Consider the following 22,864-nt stretch of genomic DNA (forward strand, 5'->3'; position numbering starts at 1 on the left):
GAGGCACTATGGATTACAAATTAGAAGATATAATCGATGTTATTTTATTCCAGGAACTGCAGGAAAAGCTAAATTTAATTTATTCATTTCCTTCAGCAATTATTGATAATGACGGTAAAATCCTTACAGCTGTTGCCTGGCAGGATATATGCACTAAATTTCACAGGGTAAATCCCCAATCTGAAAAAGAATGCCTTAAAAGCGACAAATACATTATTGCACATCTTCATGAAGCAAACCCTGCAGTCAGCTATCAATGTCCACATGGTATGATTGATAACGCAGCTCCAATAATCATTGATGGCAAGCATTTAGGGAATTTCTTTACAGGCCAGTTCTTTCTGGAAAAACCGGATCTTGATTTCTATAAAAAGCAAGCAAAAGCATTTGGTTTTGATGAAAAAACATATTTGGAGGCAGTCGAGAAAGTCCCAATCTGGACAAAAGAGAAACTCAATCAATATCTTGATTTCATAAAAGGATTTATTGAGCTGATAGCAAATGTCGGATTAAAGAATTTAAAAGAGATTGAAGCAAGAGCAGAATTAAATAAAACCAATGAGGAATTGGCTGCATCCCGCATTGCCGCTATAACCTTGATGAAAGAAGCAGTTGAAGCTAAGAATGCTTTGGAGATTGCGAATGAGAAGTTGCTTGAGGAGATTGCCGAGCGCAAACGGGCGGAGGAAGAACTGAAAAAATATCGCGATCACCTCGAAACATTGGTCAGGGAACGTACAGCAGAACTGGAGGAGAAAAACACTGAGCTTGAAAGAATAAATAAATTGTTCGTTGGCAGGGAACTCAGGATGATAGAATTGAAGGATAGAATAAAGGAACTGGAATCCAAGAGTTAGAAAGCTGTGGCAGTCTGCGTTTCGCTTCAAACTTCAGGCGCTCTCCTGCAGACTGCCCCAGCTTTAACTAACTTACAGAATACTAAATTAAAACCATAATAGATTATCTAAAGGTATTACTTTCCGTCAAACAATATCAGTGATGCAGCTCCTATCAGGCATGAGTCGTAGCCGAATTTTGGAAGGGTAAGGCGAAAATCCCTTTTATCTGCTTCGTAGATAAATCCTCTGATATGCTTTTTGATCAGTCTGAACATTAGCGGGTTTTTCAGAATCACACCCCCTCCAAGCACCATAAGATCTATATCAGCGAGATTTACGATATATGAAATCCCTCTCGCTATCTCGCGGGAAGTTTCATTAATTATTTCGTAGGCCAGTTTATCACCTTTGTTTGCGGCTTCCACAATTTTCTGGGTGGTTAACCCGGCTAATTCAAGCCTTGTGTTTTTCTTTTTCCCATGTGTACCGATTCTTTCAATGGCAGTGTTAAGGATGGCCGGTCCGCTTGAAATTGCCTCAAGGCATCCGCGTTTTCCGCATTTACACAGAGGTCCGTTCTCTTTTATATTAATGTGACCTATCTCGCCGGCAAGTCCGCGTTTTCCGGTTATAAGTTTTCCATCCAGCACAAGAGCACCTCCTATGCCGGTGCTTATGGTAATCCAGAAAAAACTTTTCTCCCGCTTTCCATGTCCAAGATTAAGTTCTGCAACAGCGGCGGCGTTAATGTCATTTGCAACACGGACTTTTACTCCAAAGCGTTTTTCAAATATCTTTTTAAAGTCAAAGTTTCTTATTTTCCAGTTAGGAGCATAGAGGAGCATTTCACTCTTTGAGCTTACTATTCCCGGAGCGGCAATTCCTATGCCGAGTGTGTCCTGTACTGATATTTCAGACTCGCGGCAGACTTCTTCTAGAAGATTCGCAGATGTTTTTATTATTATTTCTTTGCTTACATTGTCCGGAGTCAGGACTTTCCTGCTTGAAATGATTTTTCCTTTGTCGTCGATTATTCCGGCAAGTATCTTCGTGCCGCCGTAATCAATGGCTGCGACAAGGTGTTTCTTTTTTTTATTTTGAGTTATCATAAAGCAAATAATTTTTCCGGAGATGATTAAATTGTTGCTTGAATCATTAATGAATCATTAACAGAGGGTGTTTGCGATGTCAAGGAACTGTGTTTTATTCATCTTCATCACTAATCCATCTTCACAATTGACTTGAAGAGTTGTTTCAGTTACAAATATAATGAACAAGAAAACGAAAGGGAATAATATGTTCGGACTTGATACTGGTTTTGGCGCAGAAGGAAGCGTTATAGGACTTGTCTTGAAAGCAGGTCCGGTTGTTAAAATAGTCCTGCTTGCGCTTTTAGCATTTTCAATAATTTCATGGGCAATAATTTTTTCCAAGAGCATTACGTACAGAAGGGCGTCAAAAGACAGTGAGAAATTTCTTGAACTTTTCTGGAAGAGCAAGGACCTCAATGTAGTTGATGACAATATCTTCCAGTTCAAACACTCACCTATAGCGCATGTATTCCATACAGGATATCAGGAGTTCAAGAGGATTAACACAGCTTCCCTGGGAAAACACGAAGGGAATCTTGAGAGCATGGTTTCACCGGCTGCAGTTGCAAGCCGGGTTGACGGAATAGATAATATCGGCAGGTCCCTTCGACGCGCCTGTGTCTCAGAGATAACCAAGCTTGAAGGCTCGCTGACTTTCCTTGCCACGACAGGAAGTACAGCGCCTTTTATCGGACTCTTTGGAACTGTATGGGGCATTATGACTTCCTTCCACGGAATCGGGCTGAAAGGTTCGGCATCGCTTGCGGTTGTTGCTCCGGGTATATCGGAGGCACTCATCGCGACTGCTGTCGGATTGGGAGCAGCTATACCTGCGGTTGTGGCATACAATTACCTCCTGCGAAAAGTTAAAGTCATCTCAAATGAGATGGACAGCTTTTCTTCGGATTTTTTGAATATTATTAAGCGTTACCTCATGGAAGACTCAAGGAGACCTGAGATATGGAACCAATGAAATCTGACATGACAACGCTGTCGGAAATAAACGTAACGCCTTTCGTTGATGTCATGCTTGTTCTTCTTATAATATTCATGGTCACGGCGCCTATGCTTTTTCAGGGAGTTGATGTGGACCTTCCAGAGGCAAATGCAAAAAACAATATAGAGCTCAGCAAGGAAGAACTTGTATTGAGCGTAACCAAGGACAGGAAAATATTCCTTAACAAGGTTCCCGTAACTATTGATGAGCTTCCTGGAAAACTTGAAAAGCTTGCTTCCGACAGGAAAGGAGAGAACCTTTTCCTCCGTTCTGACAAAGATGTCCCTTATGGCTTTGTAGTCAGAATAATGGCTATGGCAAGAAGTGCAGGGATAACGAGGCTCGGAATGGTGACAGAAGAAGAACAGGAAGGTCAGAGAAAATGAATGAGAAAAAAATGGCCGGCATTGACAACAGAAAAAAAAGGTCTTATCGCATCTATACTTCTGCATTCAGTTTTCCTCATTCTGCTAATATATTCGTCAGGTTTTGAAAACAGATATTACCAGCCCTTCAAATCCATTTCTGTAAACATAATAAACATGGCGGGTGTGAAGGAGCGAGCCGCGCCGGGAGGGCCGGAAAAAATTGCCGTACAGACTGGCGGCATGCCTGAATCTGAAAAGAAAGCACCTCCAAAAGCCAACGAAGAGAAGAATATAAAGATAAAAGAGGTTAAAAAAATCCTGCCTCAAAAGGAGGAACCGAAAAAGTCCGCTGTTTCATTGCTGGCAAAGAAAAAAAAAGAAGACCTTAAGAAGTCAGAGTCCGTAAAACAAAAATCTCAGGAGAAAAAGGAAAGTGCTGCAGAACAAGTGGCAAGGACTGAAGATGATATGGACCGAATAATGAGCAAGATCGACAAGGTGAGCCAGCAGGTAGAAAAGGGAAGGGCTGCGGGTAATGCAGGCGGTGGAGGAACTGGAATGTCTGGAGGCGATGTTACTCTGGATGATATAAGGTATAAACTTTATTATGACAGGATATGGTCAAAGATAAAAGAGTCATGGATACTTCCGGATATCCCGGGAATGGATGTTAAATCAATGTCCGTGGTAATTTCAGTAAAGATAAGCAAAAATGGAGAGATAATAGAAAAGTCCTTTGAAAAAAAATCGGGAAGTACATTGTTTGATGAGTCTGCGATGAGGGCAATTTTAAAGGCCAATCCTCTGCCTCCTCTCCCGGAAGGATTTAAAGTTGATACATTGGATATAGGGGTGAGGTTTACTCCGGAATGATAAAAAATAAATTGAACAAAATGACCAGAAAAAAACAGTTCTTATATTTTTGTATATTAATTGTTCTCTGCCTTTATCCCGCAATTGATGGATATACTGAGAAGGTATATATTGATATTACATCTCCATATTCAAGAAAAATTCCTGTTGTTATAGGACGGGTTGAAATGGAAGGAACTCCGGCAAGGCCAGACCTTCCGGAAAAGATGAGAATAGTTATGAATGACGACCTTGACTTTTCCGGATTCTTCATAGTAAGGAAAAATGAAAATACCAAAGATAATGCTTTTACGATTGAACAAAACATCTTAAAATGGAAGAAAGAAGGTGTGTCGTTGTTTGTGGCAAGCAAAGTCTTAAATTCTTCCGGTAAAATGGCAGTTGAGTTCAGGCTCTATGATGTAGTTGAAGAACGTTTTATTGTGGGGAGAAGATATAATGGAAGAGAAGAAGACTATGAGAGGATGGCGCATCGTTTCTGCGATGAGATACTTGACCAGATAAGCGGTATCAGGGGTCCATTTGAAACAAGGATAGCCTATGTGTCGGAGAAAAAAGGAATAAGAAATCTTATTATTTCTGATTATAATGGGAAAAATCCAAAAGTTGTAACGAACTGTAAAAGCATAATGACAACCCCGATATGGTCCAGCGATGGATCAAAGGTTATTTATAATGCATACAGGAACGGGAAATCGGCGCTATATATTGTTGACCTCGTCTCAGGAACTGAGAAAAAGGTCAATGTGCCTGGGAGTCTTTGCCTGCCGGGAGACTGGTCGCCTGACGGCAGTAAGGTTGCCATTACATTGAGTATTGACGGGAATTCAGACATATATCTGCTTGATGTTGCAACAGGAAAGGTTTCAAACATTACAAAAAGCAGATATATCGAAGTTTCGCCGACATGGTCTCCGGATGGGAAAAAGATTGCCTTCAATTCGAACCGTCACGGAACACCGCAGATCTTTGTTATAGATTTGAGCAGCAGCGATGTTAAAAGGATAACTTATAGCGGAAATTATAATACTTCACCGGACTGGTCGCCGAATGGCGACAAAATAGTTTTTACAGCAAAAACAGGTGATAAATTCGATATTGCTATGATAAGCCCTGCAGGAAACGGGATAAAATATCTGACCAGTAATTCAGGGGATAATGAGTCTCCATCATGGTCGCCTGATGGAAGATATATTGTCTTTACATCAAGCAGGGAAGGAGAGTATAAAATATTTGTAATGACTGCCGATGGCGGAAACCAACGCAAGATCGGAACAAGCGGCGGGAAAGAGATAACACCACATTGGTCGCCATATCGCTATTCACATTGAAACTCTTAAAGGGAGGTAATTTATATGCTATACAGGAAGCCTGATCGCCTTTTAATCGTTCTATTTATATCAGCCTTTTTGCCGCTTTTATTCATGTCGTCATGTACAAAAAAACAGGTTGTAAAGGAGGAGGCTGCACCCGTTGAACAGGCTGTAAAAGAAGAAGCAAAAGAGCAGCCTGCTGAGACACAGGTTGAAGAAAAGGAAGCTGCGATTGATGAAGAGTCATTGAAAAGCGATCTTAAGCGTCAAATAGAAAGCAAACTCCAGGATGTTTTTTTTGACTATGACAGATATGATCTCACAGACTCATCAATGAAGAAACTTGAAGCTAATGCGGCAGTAATGAAATCTAATCCATCAGCCTCACTGATCATTGAAGGGCACTGCGACGAGCGCGGCACAGTTGAATACAATCTGGTGCTCGGTGACAAGAGGGCAAATACTGCGAAAAATTATCTTGTTACCTTAGGCATAGACTCTTCAAGAATAGATGCAATCAGCTATGGCAGAGAGAGACCTTTTGATTCCGGTCATAGCGAAATAGCATGGGCAAAAAACAGGCGTGCACATTTTGTAGTGAAATAAAAACTCAATTGATTCTGTGAAGACAAAAAATAATAAAAGGGTTTCCCTGTTGCTTCTGTCTGTCCCGGTTTTTCTGCTTACTTCGTGCGCCTTGAAGCAGGATGTTGATGTTATGGGGCAGAATGTTGGATCTATTGATTCACGGCTTAAGAGAGTCGAGGAGAAGGCCTCAAGGGTTGATGTTGAGGCTTTGAAAAAAGATTTTAATGAAATGTCGGATTTTATAAGAAAGCAGCATGCCAGAATTGAAGCTGACATGGACAAGCTTTTCAGCGAAATTTCAAATTTGCAGGGAGAGATAAGCAAACCCGGCAGTATGAATGAAATGAACGAAAAGATTAGCCAGGAGATGAAAGACATCAAAGTTCAGGTAAATGATTTAAACGCAAGGATTTCTGCAATAGAGCTGCTCTCGCATCAGCAAGGCGAGGAGAATCGCTCTGGAACACAGGGGATGTCTGCAAACGAAGATGATAGCGGCAATCTATCTGTTAAAGAACAGGTTTATGAGGATGCCTATAATAATTATTTGAATTCACAATACCCGGCAGCTATTGATGATTTTTTAAAGTATTTAAAAGAAAATCCTGGCGGTGAAAACTCTGCAAATGCCCAGTACTGGCTTGGGGAATGTTATTTTTCTTCAGGCAAGTATGATGAAGCGATAACAGAGTTCGGGAAACTCCTTAAAAACTATTCCGATTCACCAAAAGTTCCGGCAGCATATCTTAAAATTGGATATTCCTTTATGGCGAAAGGGGACAAGAACGCTGCAAAAGATGCTTTTCAGGTAGTTATTGATAAGTTCCCAAAAACTGAAGAAGCCAGGACTGCAGGTGAAGAGCTTAAGGCTGGGGGTGGAAAGTAAATTAATTTCACTCTACAGGCTGCATTGGCCTGCCGCAGCAATAAACAGGGCCTTTCCCTACCTTTAGAATAACAATCTCTCTCTGGCAGACCTCGCATTTGAGGCGCATTCCCTCTGAATAAACGTAATCTGCTTCTTTAGCTTTCTGCATTTTCGTCAAGTATTGTTTTAACTGTCATTTCTGTTCCGCAGCATACAAGGCTCGGTCCTGAACCCCATTTGGGGTCATTTACCTTGGTAACCCGTACTACCATACCGCATATCTTGCAGATAAGAGTTTTTCCGATCCAGTCTACCAATTCATCTCTCCGTTTGTTTCATTATACGATATACAAAAACTTTAATGCAACAGGTATTTAAATCATCTAAGGCGAATGCTTGCTGATTATGTTTAGAGACGTTTTTCAATATATGCTTTGTTGCGTAAAGACTCTATATAGTTTTTGAGGATTTTTTCACTTTTTTTGCTGAATATGATGTCTTTTATTTCCTCGCTTGCTACCGTGAAAGGCTTTACTGATGCCCCTTTCCGGCTTATAAGCTTGACGATATGGTACGCTTTTTCAGTTCTTATCAGCATAGTCTCGCCTGATTTAAGATTAAATGCGTCCTTGAAATCCTCAGACAACTCATTTTTCTTGAACTCCCCGAGGTGCTGGAATCTTATAAGGGAAAACTGTGTTTCATATTCCTTTTCAAAATTTTCAAGGGGAGCTCCATTTTCTGATTTTACCAGGATTTCCTTTATCTTGTTTTCAAAAACATCATTGCTCTGCACTTCCTCTTTGTCGTGAATGATGACGAGCTGATCAAGAGTAACACTTCCTTCGGTTGTGAATAAATCGATGTTTTTATCATAATAATCTTTTATTTCGCTTGAAGTAATTACTACCTTTGGTTTTATATTAGCATTGAGAAGCGACATAATGGTGAGCTGCTGTCTTATGCGTTCCTTGAAATCTTCCAAAGTTACATTTTCCTGCTTCAAGGATTGAATAAACTGATCATCATCAAGACCGTATGATTTTTTCTGGTCTTCCATAGCGAGATTAACTGTCTCATCTCCAACTGAAATTCCCATGCTTTTTGCTTCCTGCAGCTGGAGTTTTTGATCTATCAGTTCATCTAGAACTTTCTCTTCTATTTTTTTAATCTTTTCTTTTTTTGCATCTCCTTCAGGGTCATCTTTAATGGCAGCAAGGAGCGGGATACTTTCCCTCTTTAGCTCAATCAGGGTTATAGGTTCGTCATTTACCACTGCCACTACTCTGTCAATAACCTCTGCGCCGCTTGCATTGAAAGAAACGAATAGCGACAGGAATAGAAGTATGGGACAGCAGAATAGGAAAAAATGGTATTTTGGTTTTTTAATCATTTTTTATTTTCAATGATTTCGTATATTTTATTTAGCGCAGCGTCAAGTGCTGCGGCATTTTTACCTCCAGCCTGTGCAAAATCTGCTCTTCCCCCTCCGCTTCCGTCAATTATTGGAGCGATTGTTTTTACCATATCTGATGCGCTGAATCTGTTTGTAAGGTCCTTTGATACAGCTCCAATGATCGAGACCTTTCCATCAAAATCAGCACCGCTTACAACTATACCTGAGGCAATCTTCCTTAAAGCTTCTTCAGTTAATGTGCGCTGCTCCTGTATTGATGAGCAGGGGATTTTCCCTGTAATTACCTGTATGCCGTTTATCTCTCTTTTCATATCTGCAAAACCTGCAACACTCTGTTTTGACCCTGATGCCCTCAGGAATTCGATTTCTTTTTCAAGTTTCTTTTGCGTCTCAAGAAGCTTGCTTATTTTTTCTAAGACATTCTCCCTTCCTGTTTTAAGAAGGCCCGCGATATTATCTATTTTCTTTTCCAGGCCTTTAACCAGAGCATATGCTTCTTTCCCTGTACAGCCCTCAATCCTGCGTACTCCGCTTGCTACCGCTTTTTCAGAGATTATCTTAAAGAATCCAATATCCCCTGTAGCGTTTATGTGGGTGCCTCCGCATAGTTCGCGGCTGAAAGTGTTGACCTTTACCACACGCACTGTGTCAGAATATTTCTCATCAAAGAGCGCTGTCGCCCCTTCTTTTATAGCATCTTCTATCTTCATTATGTCTGTTTTGACAGGAAGGTTTTCTCTTATTACCTTGTTAACAAGCTCTTCAATCTGCTCAAGCTCATCATCCTCAAGTCTTGAGAAATGCGTAAAGTCGAATCTGAACCTGTCCGGCGCTACAAGGGAACCTGCCTGATTTACATGTGAGCCGATTATCTGTTTCAGCGCCGAATGGAGTATGTGTGTAGAAGTGTGATTGAGTCTGATGCTCCCGCGTCTTTCTTCATCTATATTGCATGTTACCTTCATCCCTTCGGTGAGTGAACCTTCTGTTACAGTACCCTGATGTATTATTATTCCTCCGAATGGTTTTATTGCACTCGTTACAGTAAAGAGAGTTCCGTTTGAAAAGATTGTCCCGGTGTCGCCAACCTGACCACCTGATTCGCCGTAAAAAGTGGTGGCATCCAGAATAATGTCAGCCTTCTCGCCTTTATTGACTGATTTTACAGTTTTGCCATCCTTTATTATTTTAACCACTGATGCGTCAGCTATATTTTTTTCATATCCGAGGAAAAGTGTCTCTTTTACTCCCTCAAGGAGTTTGCGTACTGCTTCCTGAGAGGATTCCCCCATTTTGGCGTCACGTGATTTCCGCGCCATTGACTTTTGTGCTTCCATGTGATGGGCAAAATCCTCATAATCAATGTCAATCTGGAAATCTTTCAGTATCTCTGCTGTGAGATCAATTGGGAATCCGTAAGTATCATAAAGTTTGAAAGCCATTTCTCCGGGGAATCTGTTTATATCTCTGCTTTTCCCTCTAAGCTCCTCTATTAATGAATGAAGCATTTCCAAACCCTGTGTCAGAGTTGCAGCAAATTTCTTTTCCTCGTTCTGTACGATACCTGTGATTGAACTTTTTGCCCCGAGCAGTTCTGAATAGGGTTCTGACATGAAATCAATTACGCCGAGGCAGAGTTCGCTGAAAAACTGCCTTTCGATACCGAGCATCTTCCCGTGACGAAGTGCTCTCCGAAGTATCCTCCTCAGGACATATCCGCGCCCTTCATTGGACGGGAGCACTCCATCTGATATAAGAAAGGTCGCTGCCCTTGCATGATCAATGATGACCCTGATTGAAACATCATTTACCGGGTCAACAGCATATTTGCACCCTGCGATACTGCATACTGTTTCTATAAGTGGTTTAAATAGGTCGGTGTCGAAGTTAGAGCCCACTCCCTGAAGTATAGCTGTAGCTCTTTCAAGCCCCATTCCTGTGTCGATGCTTGGTTTGGGAAGAGGTGTGAGTATGCCTTCCTGACTTCGGTTAAATTGCATGAAAACAAGGTTCCAGAGTTCAAGGTATCTGTCGCAGTCACAGCCCAATGCGCACTCAGGTTTTCCGCATCCTGTTCCCGGACCCTGGTCTATTATTATTTCCGAGCATGGACCGCATGGCCCTGTGTCCCCCATCTGCCAGAAGTTGTCTTTTTCTCCCATTCCGACAATCCTGCTCTCCGGGACTCCCATCTTCGTCGCCCAGAGTTTATGCGCTTCATCGTCATCTTTATAGACTGTAACCCAGAGCCTGTCTTTGGGGAGTTTTAAAACATCAGTCAGCAGTTCCCAGCCGAACTCTATCGCTTGTTCTTTGAAGTAATCTCCGAATGAGAAATTTCCGAGCATTTCAAAGAACGTATGGTGGCGGTTTGTTTTGCCTACGACTTCAAGGTCATTGTGCTTTCCCCCTGCGCGGACGCATTTCTGCACTGTCGTTGCCCGCTTGTAATCCCTTACTTCTTCGCCGAGAAATATGCTCTTGAACTGTACCATTCCGGCATTGGTAAAAAGCAGGGTAGGGTCTTTCTGGGGAACGAGAGAGGATGAAGAGAGCACTTTGTGTCCACGTTCCTCGAAATATGTCAGAAAACTTTGCCTTACATCTTTGCCTGTCAACATTCTATATCCTTAAATTCAGTCCCTATCTTTATATTCATTTGAACGGAGAATGCTGTAATGGAAAAACACCCCCGAGTCAAGGGGAAACCTTGCTCTTGAATAAAGCCTTTCTTTCATATAACTATTAGAAAAATCAAAAAATGGTATTTGTTTGGATGATGAATAAAAATGCATGATTATGACAATGAAAAAGGAAGGCATCACTGTGGAATTGCGGGTGATGCGCGGACGGGAACGTTTTCGGGGAAGGTGAGTGATTTTCTCCGCTTGATGCTTTCCGAGGACGTGACTTACGTAAACAGGAAATCCTGTCAGTCGTTAAACACTCCGATCATGAGTCTTTGCCCCATGTATGCGGCATATACGCTTCTTTACAGGATAAAGGGAAGCATCTGTCTTGTCCATGGTCCGATAGGATGCTCTATGAACAGGAACATAGTTTCATTCCTTGGTGGAGAGATCCAATATCTCGCCCCTGAAATCTCAGATCCTTCTGAGCACAAGGCGTACACTACAAACATAAACGAGCAGGACATTATATTCGGGGGAGAAGAGAAGCTCTTCGATGCCATAGTTGAAATCACGAATCGGATTTCCCCGAGGGTGATATGGGTTTTCAGGACCTGCCCCACTTCAATAACCGGAGATGATGTCGCTTCAGTGGCAGCGCGGGCTGAAAAGAAAACCGGATGCACTGTTAAAGGGATTAACTGTGAAGGGCTTAAAAGCGCAGACTGGCGAAAGGGATATAGTCTTGCCTATGAGAAACTTATAGAGATGCTTAGAGTGCCTGAAGTAAAAAACGACGCAGTTAACATCATAAACATGGCATCAGTAACCCGCGCTGACATGAACGAGTTCAACAGAGTTTTTTCGCGGATGGATATAGTTCCTTCCTATATGCCATATTATTCTTCGATTGATGAGATCGAGAAAGCGGCAGAATCATCTTTTAATGCGGTGATTTGTGGGTCAGGTGGGAATTTCTTTGCCGGGATGATGAAAGAAAAATTTAAAATGGATTATGTCTCAGGCCTCCAGCCATTGGGAATAGGTGAAAGCAGGAAATGGTTTGGTTCGATAGCAGAGATGGCGGGGAAGGGGGAGAAAGTTGTAAACGATGAAGCAGATTCAGCAAATAGAGAGATTGAAAAATACAAAGAGCTCTTAAATGGAAAACGAGCTTTCATCGCAGGAGGTTCAGAAAGAGCACTTGCAGTTCTTAATTTGTGTATTGAAACAGGTATGAAACCAATAGGTATTTCATTATATCACTTTGATAAAAATACCGCTTTCAGGTTAAAGGAAATTACTGATGGGTACGGCGAAGATTTTCAGATCTTTGCGGGACAGAATCTACACGAACAGGAAAAGTTTTTAAAGGAAACAAAAGTCGATCTGTTTCTTGGCAACAGGATGGTGAATAACAGGATAATGGCTTTGAACATCCCCTCTATGCCTCTTAATAATTATGGCTCAACAGGTCCGCACCTCGGTTTTAAAGGAGCTCTATCATTTGCGAGCCAGATGGCAAAGGCGGTAATGTCTCCAAGGGCCCTGATTCTTGATAAGCTTGCAGAGTATTTAAATGAATGAACAATCCCGAAGCAAGCTGTAAGGTATCCAAACACTAATACACCGTTGTCATTCCGCACTTGATGCGGAATCCAGTTTTTGTCATTATTTCTGGATCCCCGCTTTCGCGGGGATGACATAAAAAAATAAGGATGACACAAAAAAAGAAACAGGAATGATTAAAAATTGCCTCTAAACATTAGGAAGTGAGATGTTGTATGGAATGGAGAAGATAACTTTTAGACCGCCAGGTTCAGCCCTTTTTGCCCATATCTTACCGCCGTGGATTTCCACTATCTGTTTTGCTATGGCAAGACCTAATCCGCTTCCTCCTGTCTCGCGGTTTCTTGATTTGTCTGTGCGGTAGAATCTTTCAAATATCTCGCCCATCTCGTTATCTGAAACTCCGGTACCATTGTCAGCAATACTTATTTCTACACTGTCTTCTTTTTTCAACACAGTTATATCAATGACTCCATAGGAGTTTACGAACTTCATGGAATTGTCAATGATATTGCTAATAGCCCTTCCGATTCTTCTTCCATCAATTAAAACCAGGGGAATATTCTCATCGCATTGCAGATTAATCTTTAATCCATTCGTTAATGCCGTGGGCATTGCTTTTGCAACAACTTCACGTACAAGGTCATCTATCTTTACCTGCCACAGATCAAGCTTGGTTTTTCCTAATTCAAGCTTTGAAAGTTCAAGCAGGTCTCCTATGAGAAGATTAAGTTCATCTACTTCATCATTTATTAGTTTCAGATAATTCTTGCGGTCATCCTCATCGGTGGCATCTGCCATAAGCATTTCAGATGCGGTTTTGATCCTTGCAAGTGGTGAACGAAGTTCATGAGAAATATCTGCTGTGAGCTCCATCCTTGCTTTCGCCATATTTGAAATCCTTATTGACATCTCGTTGAAATTTCTTCCAAGTTCACCAAGTTCATCCATGCTTTTTATATCAACCTGGTAGCCAAGCGCTCCCTCAGCCATTTTTTTAGTTCCCTCCCTTAACTTTGTTACCGGAGTTGTCAGAAGCTTTGACATAAAGTAAGCAAGGATACATATTGTGATAGTTTCTACAAGAATTCCAAAAAGAAGATTGCCGCGAAGTCTTTGGGGGTTGGTTTTGGGATACGATACCTGAAGTATTGCCACCGGCTGCCTGCCTATTGATATAGGGACAGATATATCTACGGTGCTTCTGAACCAGCCACTATGACCTCCTTCAATCATTATTCCTTTAGAAATGATAGATGAGATTTTTTCGACGCTGAGATATTGCGAAATAATTTTATTGTCAGGCATTTCATTTATAACTGTCTGTCCATCCATGTCTATTATGCGTGCGGGCTTGCCGCAATCATAAATAAGTTTCTTAAGTACAATATTATTTTGTAGTGCATTATGGTAAGTTTCACCGGATATAGATATGATTTCCGCTGCTTTCGCCGCAAGGATAATAGCATCATTTTGAAGTGATGTACGGATTTCTCTGGATATGGATTCGGGAGTTTCTGCAAAGCGATATATAAGAAGTATTACGCCGCTGGAAAGTACTATGTACATTAAGAATGCAATCAGCACTTTCCAGAAGATGCTGACTCTGATCATTCCTCCGGCTCCGAGAATTTGTAACCTACTCCCCAGACAGTAATAATGTAAACCGGTTCTTTGGCAGTGTCGTTTATCTTTTGTCTTAGATGACTTATGTGTATGTCAACGGAGCGGTCAAATGGAGTGAGTTCTCTGCCGCGGATCTCATCGAGAAGCTGGTCTCGTGTAAAAACGCGTCCCGGGTTTGAGGCAAGTAAAGTTAAAAGTGCAAACTCAGTCGCCGTAAGTTCAATCTTTTCTTCATCAACTATCACCTCATGTTTTTTGAGATTAATTGAAAAAGTTTTAAACTTTAAAATATCATTTCTGCTCTTTTCTTTCTGAATTGTCTTGCCTGATCTCCTGAGCAGCGCCCTTACGCGTGCAGAAAGCTCCCTTAGGCTGAAAGGTTTGCTTATATAATCATCTGCTCCTACTTCAAGACCTACAACTACGTCAGTTTCTTCCCCCCGGGCAGATAGGATCAGTATAGGGACGTTTGATTTCTTTCTTATTTCTCTGCAGACTTCAAGGCCATCGATCTTCGGTAGCATAAGATCGAGGATGATGAGGTCAGGGTTATCTTTCTGAGAAAGGTCAAGACCTGTCTCACCGTCAAAAGCCCCTGAGATAATATAACCATCTCTTTCAAGATAATTCTTTACCATGGAGAAAAGTTTTTTATCATCATCGATTATCAGGACTTTTTTATCTGTCATAGTAGATATCTCTCCCCTCATGGTTTTTCATACTACAGCAAGTAGAATCTTCACATATCATATATGAAGCATATTTTAAATCAAAGAACTGCGAATGGAAACTGAAATATTTATAATAAAAAGGCGGGGAGAGATTGATGTCTTTCCCCGCCTTTAAAGCAGATTGACTTTCTAAGCTGTTTAATTCTTCTTTATTTCATCCTGTATTACTTCATGAACCCATCTTGTGAAATTCTCATGTGTTGACATTCCTTCAAGATAGGACTTGTATTCAAGTCCGGCAAGGTCAGATTTTATTTTGTGCTGAATCCCGCGGGATGACATAAGAAGTGCAATGATCAGCGGCTGAAGTTTCTTGCTGTTTGTTTCTTCTATCATCTTTCTGAGCTTTTGCACGTTTCCAGCCCTTATTTCCTTTGGGGCGTCATCCTGGAGATTAATGCATTTGACATCATTGTAGTTGCCGTCTTTTTTAACTTCTTTAGCAATTCTGCCCATTACTTCGAGTACTTTTGCATTGTCAGCAGGATCTTCAGGGCCATGACCGACGATATAGACAACTTCATTTTTGGGATCTGTGCTTATCTTCTTTGCAAAGTCAATCATGATTTCAGAGACAAGGGGGTTGTCGTTCATTTCCGATGCAATTACTATCTTTGCTTCGGTCTTTATCTGCGGGACAGTTGCATAGGAGGCTTTGTTGCTTTTTCCGAATATATATGCCCACTGCCTGTCAAGTGATGTATTCTCATTAAGAGCTGTGGGAACTACTATTATCTTCTTTGCGCCTGCTGCAACAAGGTCGTTAACGCTTGCCTGCATGTGAGTTGAGTTGTGCATGCACATTCCAAAACCGATTACAGTCGGAAATGCGCTGGCAATCGGCTTTACTGCATTAATAAGTGTTTCGTCCCATACTTTACCTCCACCGTGCGCTACTACGAGGACTCCTATATCTCCCTTAAGGCTCTTGTCGCTGATATATGCCTCATAATCTTTGGGCATCATTGCCATGCCTGCGCGTATTTCTGCATCTGTCTTACCTTTTAATTGCGGGATTGCCTGTCTCATCTCTTCAACCATTTTGTCATCCATTATCATGTCGCCTTCGCCGTGCGACATACCTGCCATTCCGGGCATGCCTTCCATAGTTTTAGTCTGCTGGGCACCGGACATGTCCATATCCTTCATCTCCATTGCTCCGGTTCCGCCTGCGGGTTTGCCTTCTTCAGAATAAACCAACGGAATGCAAAAAAGGAACGATGCTAATAACATTGTGAAGCATGATAGAAAACAGAACCGTACTTTAAGTCTTAATGCCGTCTTCATACTGATTAATCTCCTTAGTTTAAATTTTATTCTTTAATGTATGAATGTTATACTATTATTTCTATATGAGCTATGAAGATTTTGTAAAATAATATAGAATCTTTGTAAAAATTGTGCAGCTCTTACTTAGAGATTCTATGTTTTTATAACCTATATTTTTCTTTGATCTAATAAGTATATAAATGAATAAATATTTCAAAAAGCATTTTTTCTTAGTCAATATCTTACTTTGTCTGATTCTGAATATATTGACTAATAATGCATTCCCTGAAGAAATCTGTCTGACAGGCGGGAACCTGGAGTTATATCTTTCCGAAAGCGGTAACCTCGGCATTGTCCGAACAAATGGAGATAACATCCCCATTGAGCATGACAGGTCTTTAGTTTATCTCAGGGATATGGGGAGAGGTAGGAGTTCCGGTCTTCCTGAAGAAAAGTTCACTCCTGTGGAGATGAGCATAGATGATTCCTCTGAAAAAGGACTGTCGTTAAAAGGCATAAGTAACAACTTCAGGATTGATTGCAATTTAATATCAGAAGAAGGGTATATTTCTGTTTCAGGGACTTTAACGTCTGTTGACAGAAAAGATCGGGCGGCAATATTGAGGTTTTCACTCCCTTTTCAAGTGGTCAATGCACGCTGGTATGACAGCCTTTCAAAATCAAGAGTTGTTGACACAGATGAAGTATATTCAAACTGGTTTAAACTCGGAGATGAGCGGTTCTTTTCGCAGTATCCTTATTCGTCGCTGGCTTTTGGGAGTAACAGTGTTTCCTATGCTATACCTCTTAACTCTCCAAGAATATTCAGGATCGGCTGTTCTGAGAAAGACGGTTATTTTATTGAATTCGATCTTGGTATGAGCGAAGATACGGAGAAGTTTCCTTCATCCGCTTCATTCAGTTTTATTATTTTTTCAACCAATACGGAATGGGGTTTACGCGCTGCTGCAAACAAATATTTTTCTTTTTTTCCAGAATTATTCAGGAAACGCAATACAAGAGAAGGAATATGGTTTGCGTGGAATGAGCGGAATCTTATGAAATGGCCGCTGGATTTCGGGCTTATGTTTGATTCTACATGTGATGAGACTATCTTCTTTGATGCTTATTATGGGATCAATTTCTTTTATTATCAGGAACCATATGGTTCAGGCATTGGATGGGGTGATAGAAATTCTAAGAGCAGTATCCCTGAAAACATTTCCTATGATGTCATAATAAAGAAAATCAAGGATGATTCTTTGGCAAAGGAAAAAGAATATCCCACACTAAGGGGAAATGTGAATTATGTGGATACAGCTCTTAAATCTGCAATTGAGGATGAAAACGGCTTGTTGTCCATAGGACGTTATAAACCGTATTTTTTTTCAAATCCTGATCCGGAGCTTTCTCTAGGCAGGTTTGCGCTTGACCGCGCACATTTTTGGGAGGAGACAACTCCTCAGGCAGCGAGACAGTTTTACGGAGAATATTTAGATTCCATAGTTCCATGGTGGTGGTCACTTAAGGAAGACTACAAGAGGGAACATTTCAGGACGGCTGATGTTCCACTTGTATTCAGCTATAAGACAGGACGACCGGTAAGGCTTGGCATACTGGAAGTCTATGAGCTTTTTTCAGAGATTTCAAGGCGAACTCATGATTACGGCGGACTTATGCTTGGGAATACATGGGCTCCGGTGCAGACTTTCTGCGCACATCTCTTTGATATAATCGGTGCAGGTGAATACACTACCGACCAGCCGGCAGAGCATTTCCATTACCTGCGCGGTCTTTCCTTCCACAAGACTTTGTCATTTATAGACCCGGGTCTTGTTGAAGGGAACCTGAATGAACAGGAAATCGAAAAAAGATTTAATAAATGCCTTGCCTTCGGGGTATTCCCCGGGACTTACCCTTTCAGGGATCCGGGAAAATATGAAAGGCTAAGACATTTCTACAAAAAATATATACCGCTTACCCGGCTTGTTTCTGATGCCGGATGGGAGCCGGTAACATATGCTTCAGCATCTCATACTGCTCTTAACGTAGAAAGGTTTGGTACAATAAAGAAGAACTTGTTTTTTACAATCTTAAATACATCCGATTCAGTTATTGATTTCACTCTTGATGTTGATATGAAAAGCCTCGGCATAGATAGCTCTATGGGTATATATGCTCTTGACGTCTTGAATGATAGCTCTGCGAAAATTGTTTTCACAGCCCAAAGAGCTTATATCCCTATGCATATCGAGAGATATGGAACACTTATTGTACAGATTGGTGCGGAACAGCAGTTTCTTGCTTCTAAACTGAAACTTGAAACTTCTTCAATTGAGTCTCTTGAAAAACACAGGACATCAGAGGAACTAAGCGAAAACATGTTAAGGACTCTCCATAAACTGGCGCCAGGGCCAGGTAAGGAGTTTATTTATTCCGGAAAAATTCCTGACATTGACTCTCTGAAGATGGAAAACAAAAAGACCAGTACAAATACAGTTCTGCGCCTTCCATGGAAGATAGAAAAGGGAAACACCGATTATATTTGCAGGGTAGATTACCGTACTGAGCCTTCTACTACCGGGAATAAGGGCATTTTCAGCATCTTTAACAGTCTTCTTTATTCTGTGGCAAAGTTTTTATCAGGAGATCAGCTTCCGGACGTAACCCTATCAGCTGCGTTTTTAAACAAAGAAGGAAAACTGCTGGTTTATGAAAAATCAGAGCTGCAACCTTCGAAAGCTTCAAGGGTAATAGAAAAAAGGTTTTTTGCTCCAGCAGGAACTGCTAACCTTACTCTTGTTTTTGGGTTAGAGGGAGAATTCAGCCGTATATATATAAATGATGTAAGAGTGTATCCGGCAGGACTTTCATCGAGCGTAGAATATGAAATGAAAACAATAGATGAAATAAACAATAAGATAAGCGACTTTTACAGGAAACAAGATATAACAGAGCTGATTAACTCTTCTGTTGACGGGCTTTATTCAGGGAAAGAAGATACGACTGAAGCAAAGAAAAGGATTATTGAGGCAGGCGAGTTGTTGAAACAGCATGAAATTGAGATTGCTAATAAGAACAGGAAACTGCCTGTTAAGAATGAATCTGTCGAGGAATACATAATGAGGCTTAACGATCTTATAGACCGTCTTGATTTACTGTGATATTTCTGGTAAAAAAAATTTATTATTATCTGACATGTAATTGACCGAATAGGGGAGCGTTTTAAAAAATTTAAAAAAATCTGATTGACAAAAAAATCATAAGCGATTAGTATAAATAATGTTCTTGGAAAACCTTCTATTTAGATCCCAGAAAATTAACAAATAAAAAAAAGTAATTTAAAAATTAGGCAAATTTAAAAAAAACAATTCAGAAGCCCACCAAAATATTCGGGAATAATATTAAGAGTTAGTGATTTGAAGTTAAAAAATTCCTTTAAACATTGCGAAGCACTTAAAGGCAAGTTGCCTGCCATCATGGTTAAAACATTACCAATCTGTGAATAATATCCCGGCAATTAACCTGGAGAGTTGATAATGTTCCGGATTATTGAAAGTGTGGCCATTACATATCATGCTGAAAGATAAATGATGATTGGCGGGAAAGTAGTTGTTTTAAAACGATGAGGCGAAGCTATTGTATGCTGGCAGGGTGTTTCAATTCAGGAAAGAAAAAAGGTAATAATTTGTAATTACGAAAGGATCAAGTTTATGGCAAGGGTTGACAACAAGGATGTAAAAAAGAGCAAAGAAGATAATGGAGAAAACGGGCTGAAGAGCAACGAAGCGAAAAACAACGAAGTGAAGAGCAACGGAGCGAAGAACAACGGTACGAAGACAGATGAAGTCATGTTCGTAGGAACCGACGAAAATGCCATGCTCGATATCCGTAAATTAAAGCAAATGACTATAGCTGGGTTAAGCTCAACTGCCAGAAAGCTTGGAATTAACGGTGTAAGCACGCTTAGAAAACAGGAACTTATTTTTGAAATTCTGCGTGCCCAGATAGAAAAGAATGGTCTGCTTTATGGTGAGGGAGTCCTTGAGATACTTCCTGATGGGTTCGGGTTTCTCCGCTCCCCTAACTATAACTATCTGCCCGGTCCTGACGACATCTATGTGTCTCCGTCGCAGATAAGGAAATTTGACCTCCGTACAGGTGATACTGTAGCAGGACAAATAAGACCTCCGAAAGAAGGGGAACGTTATTTTGCGCTTTTAAAGGTTGAAGCAATCAACTATGAACCGCCCGAAGCAACAAAGGATAAGATACTTTTTGACAACCTGACTCCATTCTATCCTCAGGAAAGGATAAAGCTTGAGATTGAGGGAGTAAAAGACAACATGTCAATGAGGATAATGGATCTTCTGACTCCGATAGGCAAGGGACAGAGGGGACTTATAGTTGCTCCACCGAGAACAGGGAAAACAATGCTTCTTCAGGCTATTGCCAACAGCATCACGAATAATCATCCGGAGGTCGTTCTGATAGTGCTTCTTATAGATGAGCGTCCGGAGGAAGTTACCGACATGGAGCGTTCAGTCAGGGGAGAGGTTGTGAGCTCAACATTCGATGAACCTCCGACAAGACATGTGCAGGTAGCTGACATGGTAATAGAGAAGGCAAAGAGGCTTGTTGAGCATAAGAGGGATGTTGTTATTCTTCTTGATAGTATTACAAGATTAGCAAGGGCACATAATGCCATTCAGCCGCCAAGCGGAAAGATACTTTCCGGAGGTATTGACTCCAATGCGCTTCAAAGGCCAAAAAGGTTTTTTGGAGCTGCACGTAATATTGAAGAGGGAGGAAGTCTTACCATCATAGCTACTGCCCTTATAGATACAGGCAGCAGGATGGACGATGTCATATTTGAAGAATTTAAGGGCACGGGCAACATGGAAGTAAACCTCGACAGGAGACTTGTTGATAAACGTGTTTATCCTGCAATTGACATGACTAAATCCGGAACGAGAAAAGAAGAGCTCCTTATTGAAGCAGAAGAACTTAACAAGATATGGATATTGAGGAAGTTCCTCAATCCAATGGGAGTTGTTGATGCAATGGAATTTCTGTGTGAAAAAATGAAGGCAACGAAAAGCAATAAGGAATTCCTTAATTCTATGAACACCTGATTTTTTTTCTTGAAAAGAGAATTTTATTAGTATAAATAAAACAGTCAAAACAAAACAATCAGCCAGTTAGTAGGGGTAAAAAGCTGGATAGGAGGAAATTTAAGTGAAAAAAGATATTCATCCAAAATACGCGGAAACCGGAATTCAGTGTGCATGCGGTGAAATCCTACAAACAAGGTCAACGCGTGAGGACATACACATAGAAGTATGCTCAAGATGCCATCCTTTCTATACGGGCAAGCAAAAGCTTGTTGATACAGCCGGAAGGGTAGAAAAGTTTAAGAGGAAATATAAGAAGGATAAACAGGATTGACAGTAGAGATAAATCCTATCCTCATTCACGTCTTAAAAGCTGTAACAGCTCCTCAAACAAAAGGAAAAGGTTAGCTCCCTTATTCCTTTTTTTTATTATAGATAAACAGGTTATTCCTATAAACAATCACATTATACAATATTATATAAATGTTTGATAGATTAGACAAAACAGAAGAACGCTACGAAGAATTGGGGAATCTGCTTTCCGATCCGTCTGTTCATCAGGACAGGAATGCTTTTACCCAGTATTCAAAAGAGCGGGCAGCATTATCCAAGATAGTAGATGTTTACAGGGAATATAAGAAAATAAAGAAACAGCTTGATGACAATAAAGAACTTCTTCGTACCGAGAATGATGAAGAGCTTAGAAATATGGCAAAGGATGAGATATCCATCCTCGAACAGTCAGTCAATGAAATAACCGAACGACTTAAGATTTTGTTGCTTCCCAAGGACTCCAATGATGAGAAAAACATACTGCTTGAAATAAGAGCAGGGGCAGGCGGAGATGAAGCAGCGCTCTTTGTGGCGAATCTTTTCAGGATGTACACCATGTTTGCTGAAAAGAAAAAATGGAAAGTAGAGATATTAACCTCCAATCCAACCGGGATAGGAGGGTTTAAGGAAATAATAGCGCTTATTGAAGGCGAAAAAGTTTACAGCTTTCTGAAGTTTGAAAGCGGCGTTCACAGGGTGCAGAGAATTCCCTTAACTGAAGCAGGCGGGAGAATACATACATCAACAGTAACGGTTGCAGTGCTTCCTGAAGCTGAAGATGTCGAAATCAACATAGACCCGACAGAGTTAAAAATTGACGTTTACCGTTCATCAGGCCCTGGAGGGCAGAGCGTCAATACCACTGATTCTGCAGTAAGGGTTACACATATACCGACCAATACGGTTGTATGCTGCCAGGATGAAAAATCACAGCATAAGAACAAGGCAAAGGCATTAAAGATTCTGCGTGCAAGGCTCCTTGAGAGGATGCAACAGGAACAGCAGGACGAGATTGCAAAGACGAGAAAAAGCCAGGTCGGCACAGGTGACAGAAGCGAGAGGATAAGGACATATAATTACCCTCAGGGACGTGTTACTGACCATAGAATCGGGCTTACTCTTCATAAATTGAATGCTGTACTTGATGGAGAGATCGATGAAATAGTGAACGCACTTATCTCTTCATATCAGACTGAACTGTTACAGCAGACAGCTGTGTAAATCTGCCAATGAAGTCA

General features: G+C 40.9%; 20 protein-coding genes. 12 read left to right on the forward strand and 8 right to left on the reverse strand.

What is annotated here, in order from left to right; genetic code table 11:
* Positions 1-8 precede the first annotated feature (8 nt).
* Complete coding sequence (locus HZA77_07980) at positions 9-857, forward strand: PocR ligand-binding domain-containing protein (GenBank protein MBI5375358.1); 849 nt, start codon at positions 9-11, stop codon at positions 855-857.
* Between the two features lie 116 nt (positions 858-973).
* Here the strand turns inward: HZA77_07980 and HZA77_07985 are convergent, their stop codons facing one another.
* A complete protein-coding gene (locus HZA77_07985) occupies positions 974-1,948 on the reverse strand; it encodes an ROK family protein (GenBank protein MBI5375359.1) in 975 nt (324 codons plus the stop codon).
* A gap of 229 nt (positions 1,949-2,177) precedes the next feature.
* Here HZA77_07985 and tolQ point away from each other — a divergent pair, with 229 nt between their 5' ends.
* Genes tolQ through ybgF form a run of 6 tightly spaced genes read left to right on the forward strand, consistent with a single transcriptional unit; the run spans position 2,178 to position 6,955 of the window.
* Positions 2,178-2,903 (forward strand): protein TolQ, encoded by a 726-nt coding sequence (tolQ, locus tag HZA77_07990; GenBank protein ID MBI5375360.1) that lies wholly within the window; start codon positions 2,178-2,180, stop codon positions 2,901-2,903.
* Positions 2,900-3,313, forward strand: a complete 414-nt coding sequence (tolR, locus tag HZA77_07995; GenBank protein ID MBI5375361.1) for a protein TolR — start codon at positions 2,900-2,902, stop codon at positions 3,311-3,313. Before tolQ ends, tolR begins: the two co-directional genes overlap by 4 nt.
* Complete coding sequence (locus HZA77_08000; GenBank protein ID MBI5375362.1) at positions 3,314-4,168, forward strand: TonB family protein; 855 nt, start codon at positions 3,314-3,316, stop codon at positions 4,166-4,168.
* Positions 4,165-5,499: a Tol-Pal system beta propeller repeat protein TolB gene (gene tolB / locus HZA77_08005; GenBank protein MBI5375363.1), complete on the forward strand. Its 1,335-nt coding sequence runs from the start codon at positions 4,165-4,167 to the stop codon at positions 5,497-5,499. Before HZA77_08000 ends, tolB begins: the two co-directional genes overlap by 4 nt.
* A gap of 24 nt (positions 5,500-5,523) precedes the next feature.
* Entirely contained in the window at positions 5,524-6,087 is a 564-nt protein-coding gene (gene pal, locus HZA77_08010; GenBank protein ID MBI5375364.1) for a peptidoglycan-associated lipoprotein Pal, read from the forward strand.
* Between the two features lie 49 nt (positions 6,088-6,136).
* Positions 6,137-6,955 carry a tol-pal system protein YbgF gene (ybgF, locus tag HZA77_08015; protein ID MBI5375365.1) on the forward strand — a complete coding sequence of 273 codons (819 nt, stop codon included), beginning with the start codon at positions 6,137-6,139 and terminating at the stop codon, positions 6,953-6,955.
* 7 nt (positions 6,956-6,962) lie between these two features.
* Here the strand turns inward: ybgF and HZA77_08020 are convergent, their stop codons facing one another.
* From HZA77_08020 to alaS, 4 genes are all read right to left on the reverse strand, one after another.
* Positions 6,963-7,106, reverse strand: coding sequence for a hypothetical protein (locus HZA77_08020; GenBank protein ID MBI5375366.1), 144 nt, complete (start codon positions 7,104-7,106; stop codon positions 6,963-6,965).
* Positions 7,093-7,254 carry a hypothetical protein gene (locus tag HZA77_08025; protein MBI5375367.1) on the reverse strand — a complete coding sequence of 54 codons (162 nt, stop codon included), beginning with the start codon at positions 7,252-7,254 and terminating at the stop codon, positions 7,093-7,095. Before HZA77_08025 ends, HZA77_08020 begins: the two co-directional genes overlap by 14 nt.
* Positions 7,255-7,346: 92 nt before the next feature.
* On the reverse strand, positions 7,347-8,330 hold the full coding sequence (locus HZA77_08030; GenBank protein MBI5375368.1) for a SurA N-terminal domain-containing protein: 984 nt from the start codon (positions 8,328-8,330) through the stop codon (positions 7,347-7,349).
* Complete coding sequence (gene alaS / locus HZA77_08035) at positions 8,327-10,972, reverse strand: alanine--tRNA ligase (GenBank protein ID MBI5375369.1); 2,646 nt, start codon at positions 10,970-10,972, stop codon at positions 8,327-8,329. Before alaS ends, HZA77_08030 begins: the two co-directional genes overlap by 4 nt.
* 171 nt (positions 10,973-11,143) lie before the next feature.
* Here alaS and HZA77_08040 point away from each other — a divergent pair, with 171 nt between their 5' ends.
* Positions 11,144-12,571, forward strand: coding sequence for a nitrogenase component 1 (locus HZA77_08040; GenBank protein ID MBI5375370.1), 1,428 nt, complete (start codon positions 11,144-11,146; stop codon positions 12,569-12,571).
* A 171-nt stretch (positions 12,572-12,742) separates the two neighbouring features.
* Here the strand turns inward: HZA77_08040 and HZA77_08045 are convergent, their stop codons facing one another.
* The 3 genes from HZA77_08045 to HZA77_08055 all read right to left on the reverse strand — a co-directional run bounded on the left by HZA77_08045 (position 12,743) and on the right by HZA77_08055 (position 16,197).
* A complete protein-coding gene (locus HZA77_08045) occupies positions 12,743-14,167 on the reverse strand; it encodes a HAMP domain-containing histidine kinase (GenBank protein ID MBI5375371.1) in 1,425 nt (474 codons plus the stop codon).
* Entirely contained in the window at positions 14,164-14,868 is a 705-nt protein-coding gene (locus HZA77_08050; GenBank protein MBI5375372.1) for a response regulator transcription factor, read from the reverse strand. Before HZA77_08050 ends, HZA77_08045 begins: the two co-directional genes overlap by 4 nt.
* 180 nt (positions 14,869-15,048) lie before the next feature.
* Positions 15,049-16,197 carry a hypothetical protein gene (locus HZA77_08055; protein ID MBI5375373.1) on the reverse strand — a complete coding sequence of 383 codons (1,149 nt, stop codon included), beginning with the start codon at positions 16,195-16,197 and terminating at the stop codon, positions 15,049-15,051.
* Positions 16,198-16,445: 248 nt separating this feature from the next.
* On the opposite strand from HZA77_08055, the gene HZA77_08060 reads away from it, so the two are divergent.
* The 4 genes from HZA77_08060 (at position 16,446) to prfA (ending at position 22,847) form a co-directional block, all read left to right on the forward strand.
* The gene (locus HZA77_08060) at positions 16,446-19,343 is read left to right on the forward strand and encodes a hypothetical protein (GenBank protein MBI5375374.1); all 2,898 of its coding nucleotides are present in this window, start codon (positions 16,446-16,448) and stop codon (positions 19,341-19,343) included.
* Positions 19,344-20,057: 714 nt separating this feature from the next.
* Positions 20,058-21,314, forward strand: a complete 1,257-nt coding sequence (gene rho, locus HZA77_08065; GenBank protein ID MBI5375375.1) for a transcription termination factor Rho — start codon at positions 20,058-20,060, stop codon at positions 21,312-21,314.
* Between the two features lie 103 nt (positions 21,315-21,417).
* Complete coding sequence (gene rpmE, locus HZA77_08070) at positions 21,418-21,627, forward strand: 50S ribosomal protein L31 (GenBank protein MBI5375376.1); 210 nt, start codon at positions 21,418-21,420, stop codon at positions 21,625-21,627.
* Between the two features lie 149 nt (positions 21,628-21,776).
* Complete coding sequence (prfA, locus tag HZA77_08075) at positions 21,777-22,847, forward strand: peptide chain release factor 1 (GenBank protein ID MBI5375377.1); 1,071 nt, start codon at positions 21,777-21,779, stop codon at positions 22,845-22,847.
* Positions 22,848-22,864 lie beyond the last annotated feature (17 nt).

It is taken from the genome of Candidatus Schekmanbacteria bacterium (genome assembly GCA_016219965.1).
In the GTDB taxonomy this organism is placed as follows: Bacteria; Schekmanbacteria; GWA2-38-11; order GWA2-38-11; family J061; genus JACRJM01.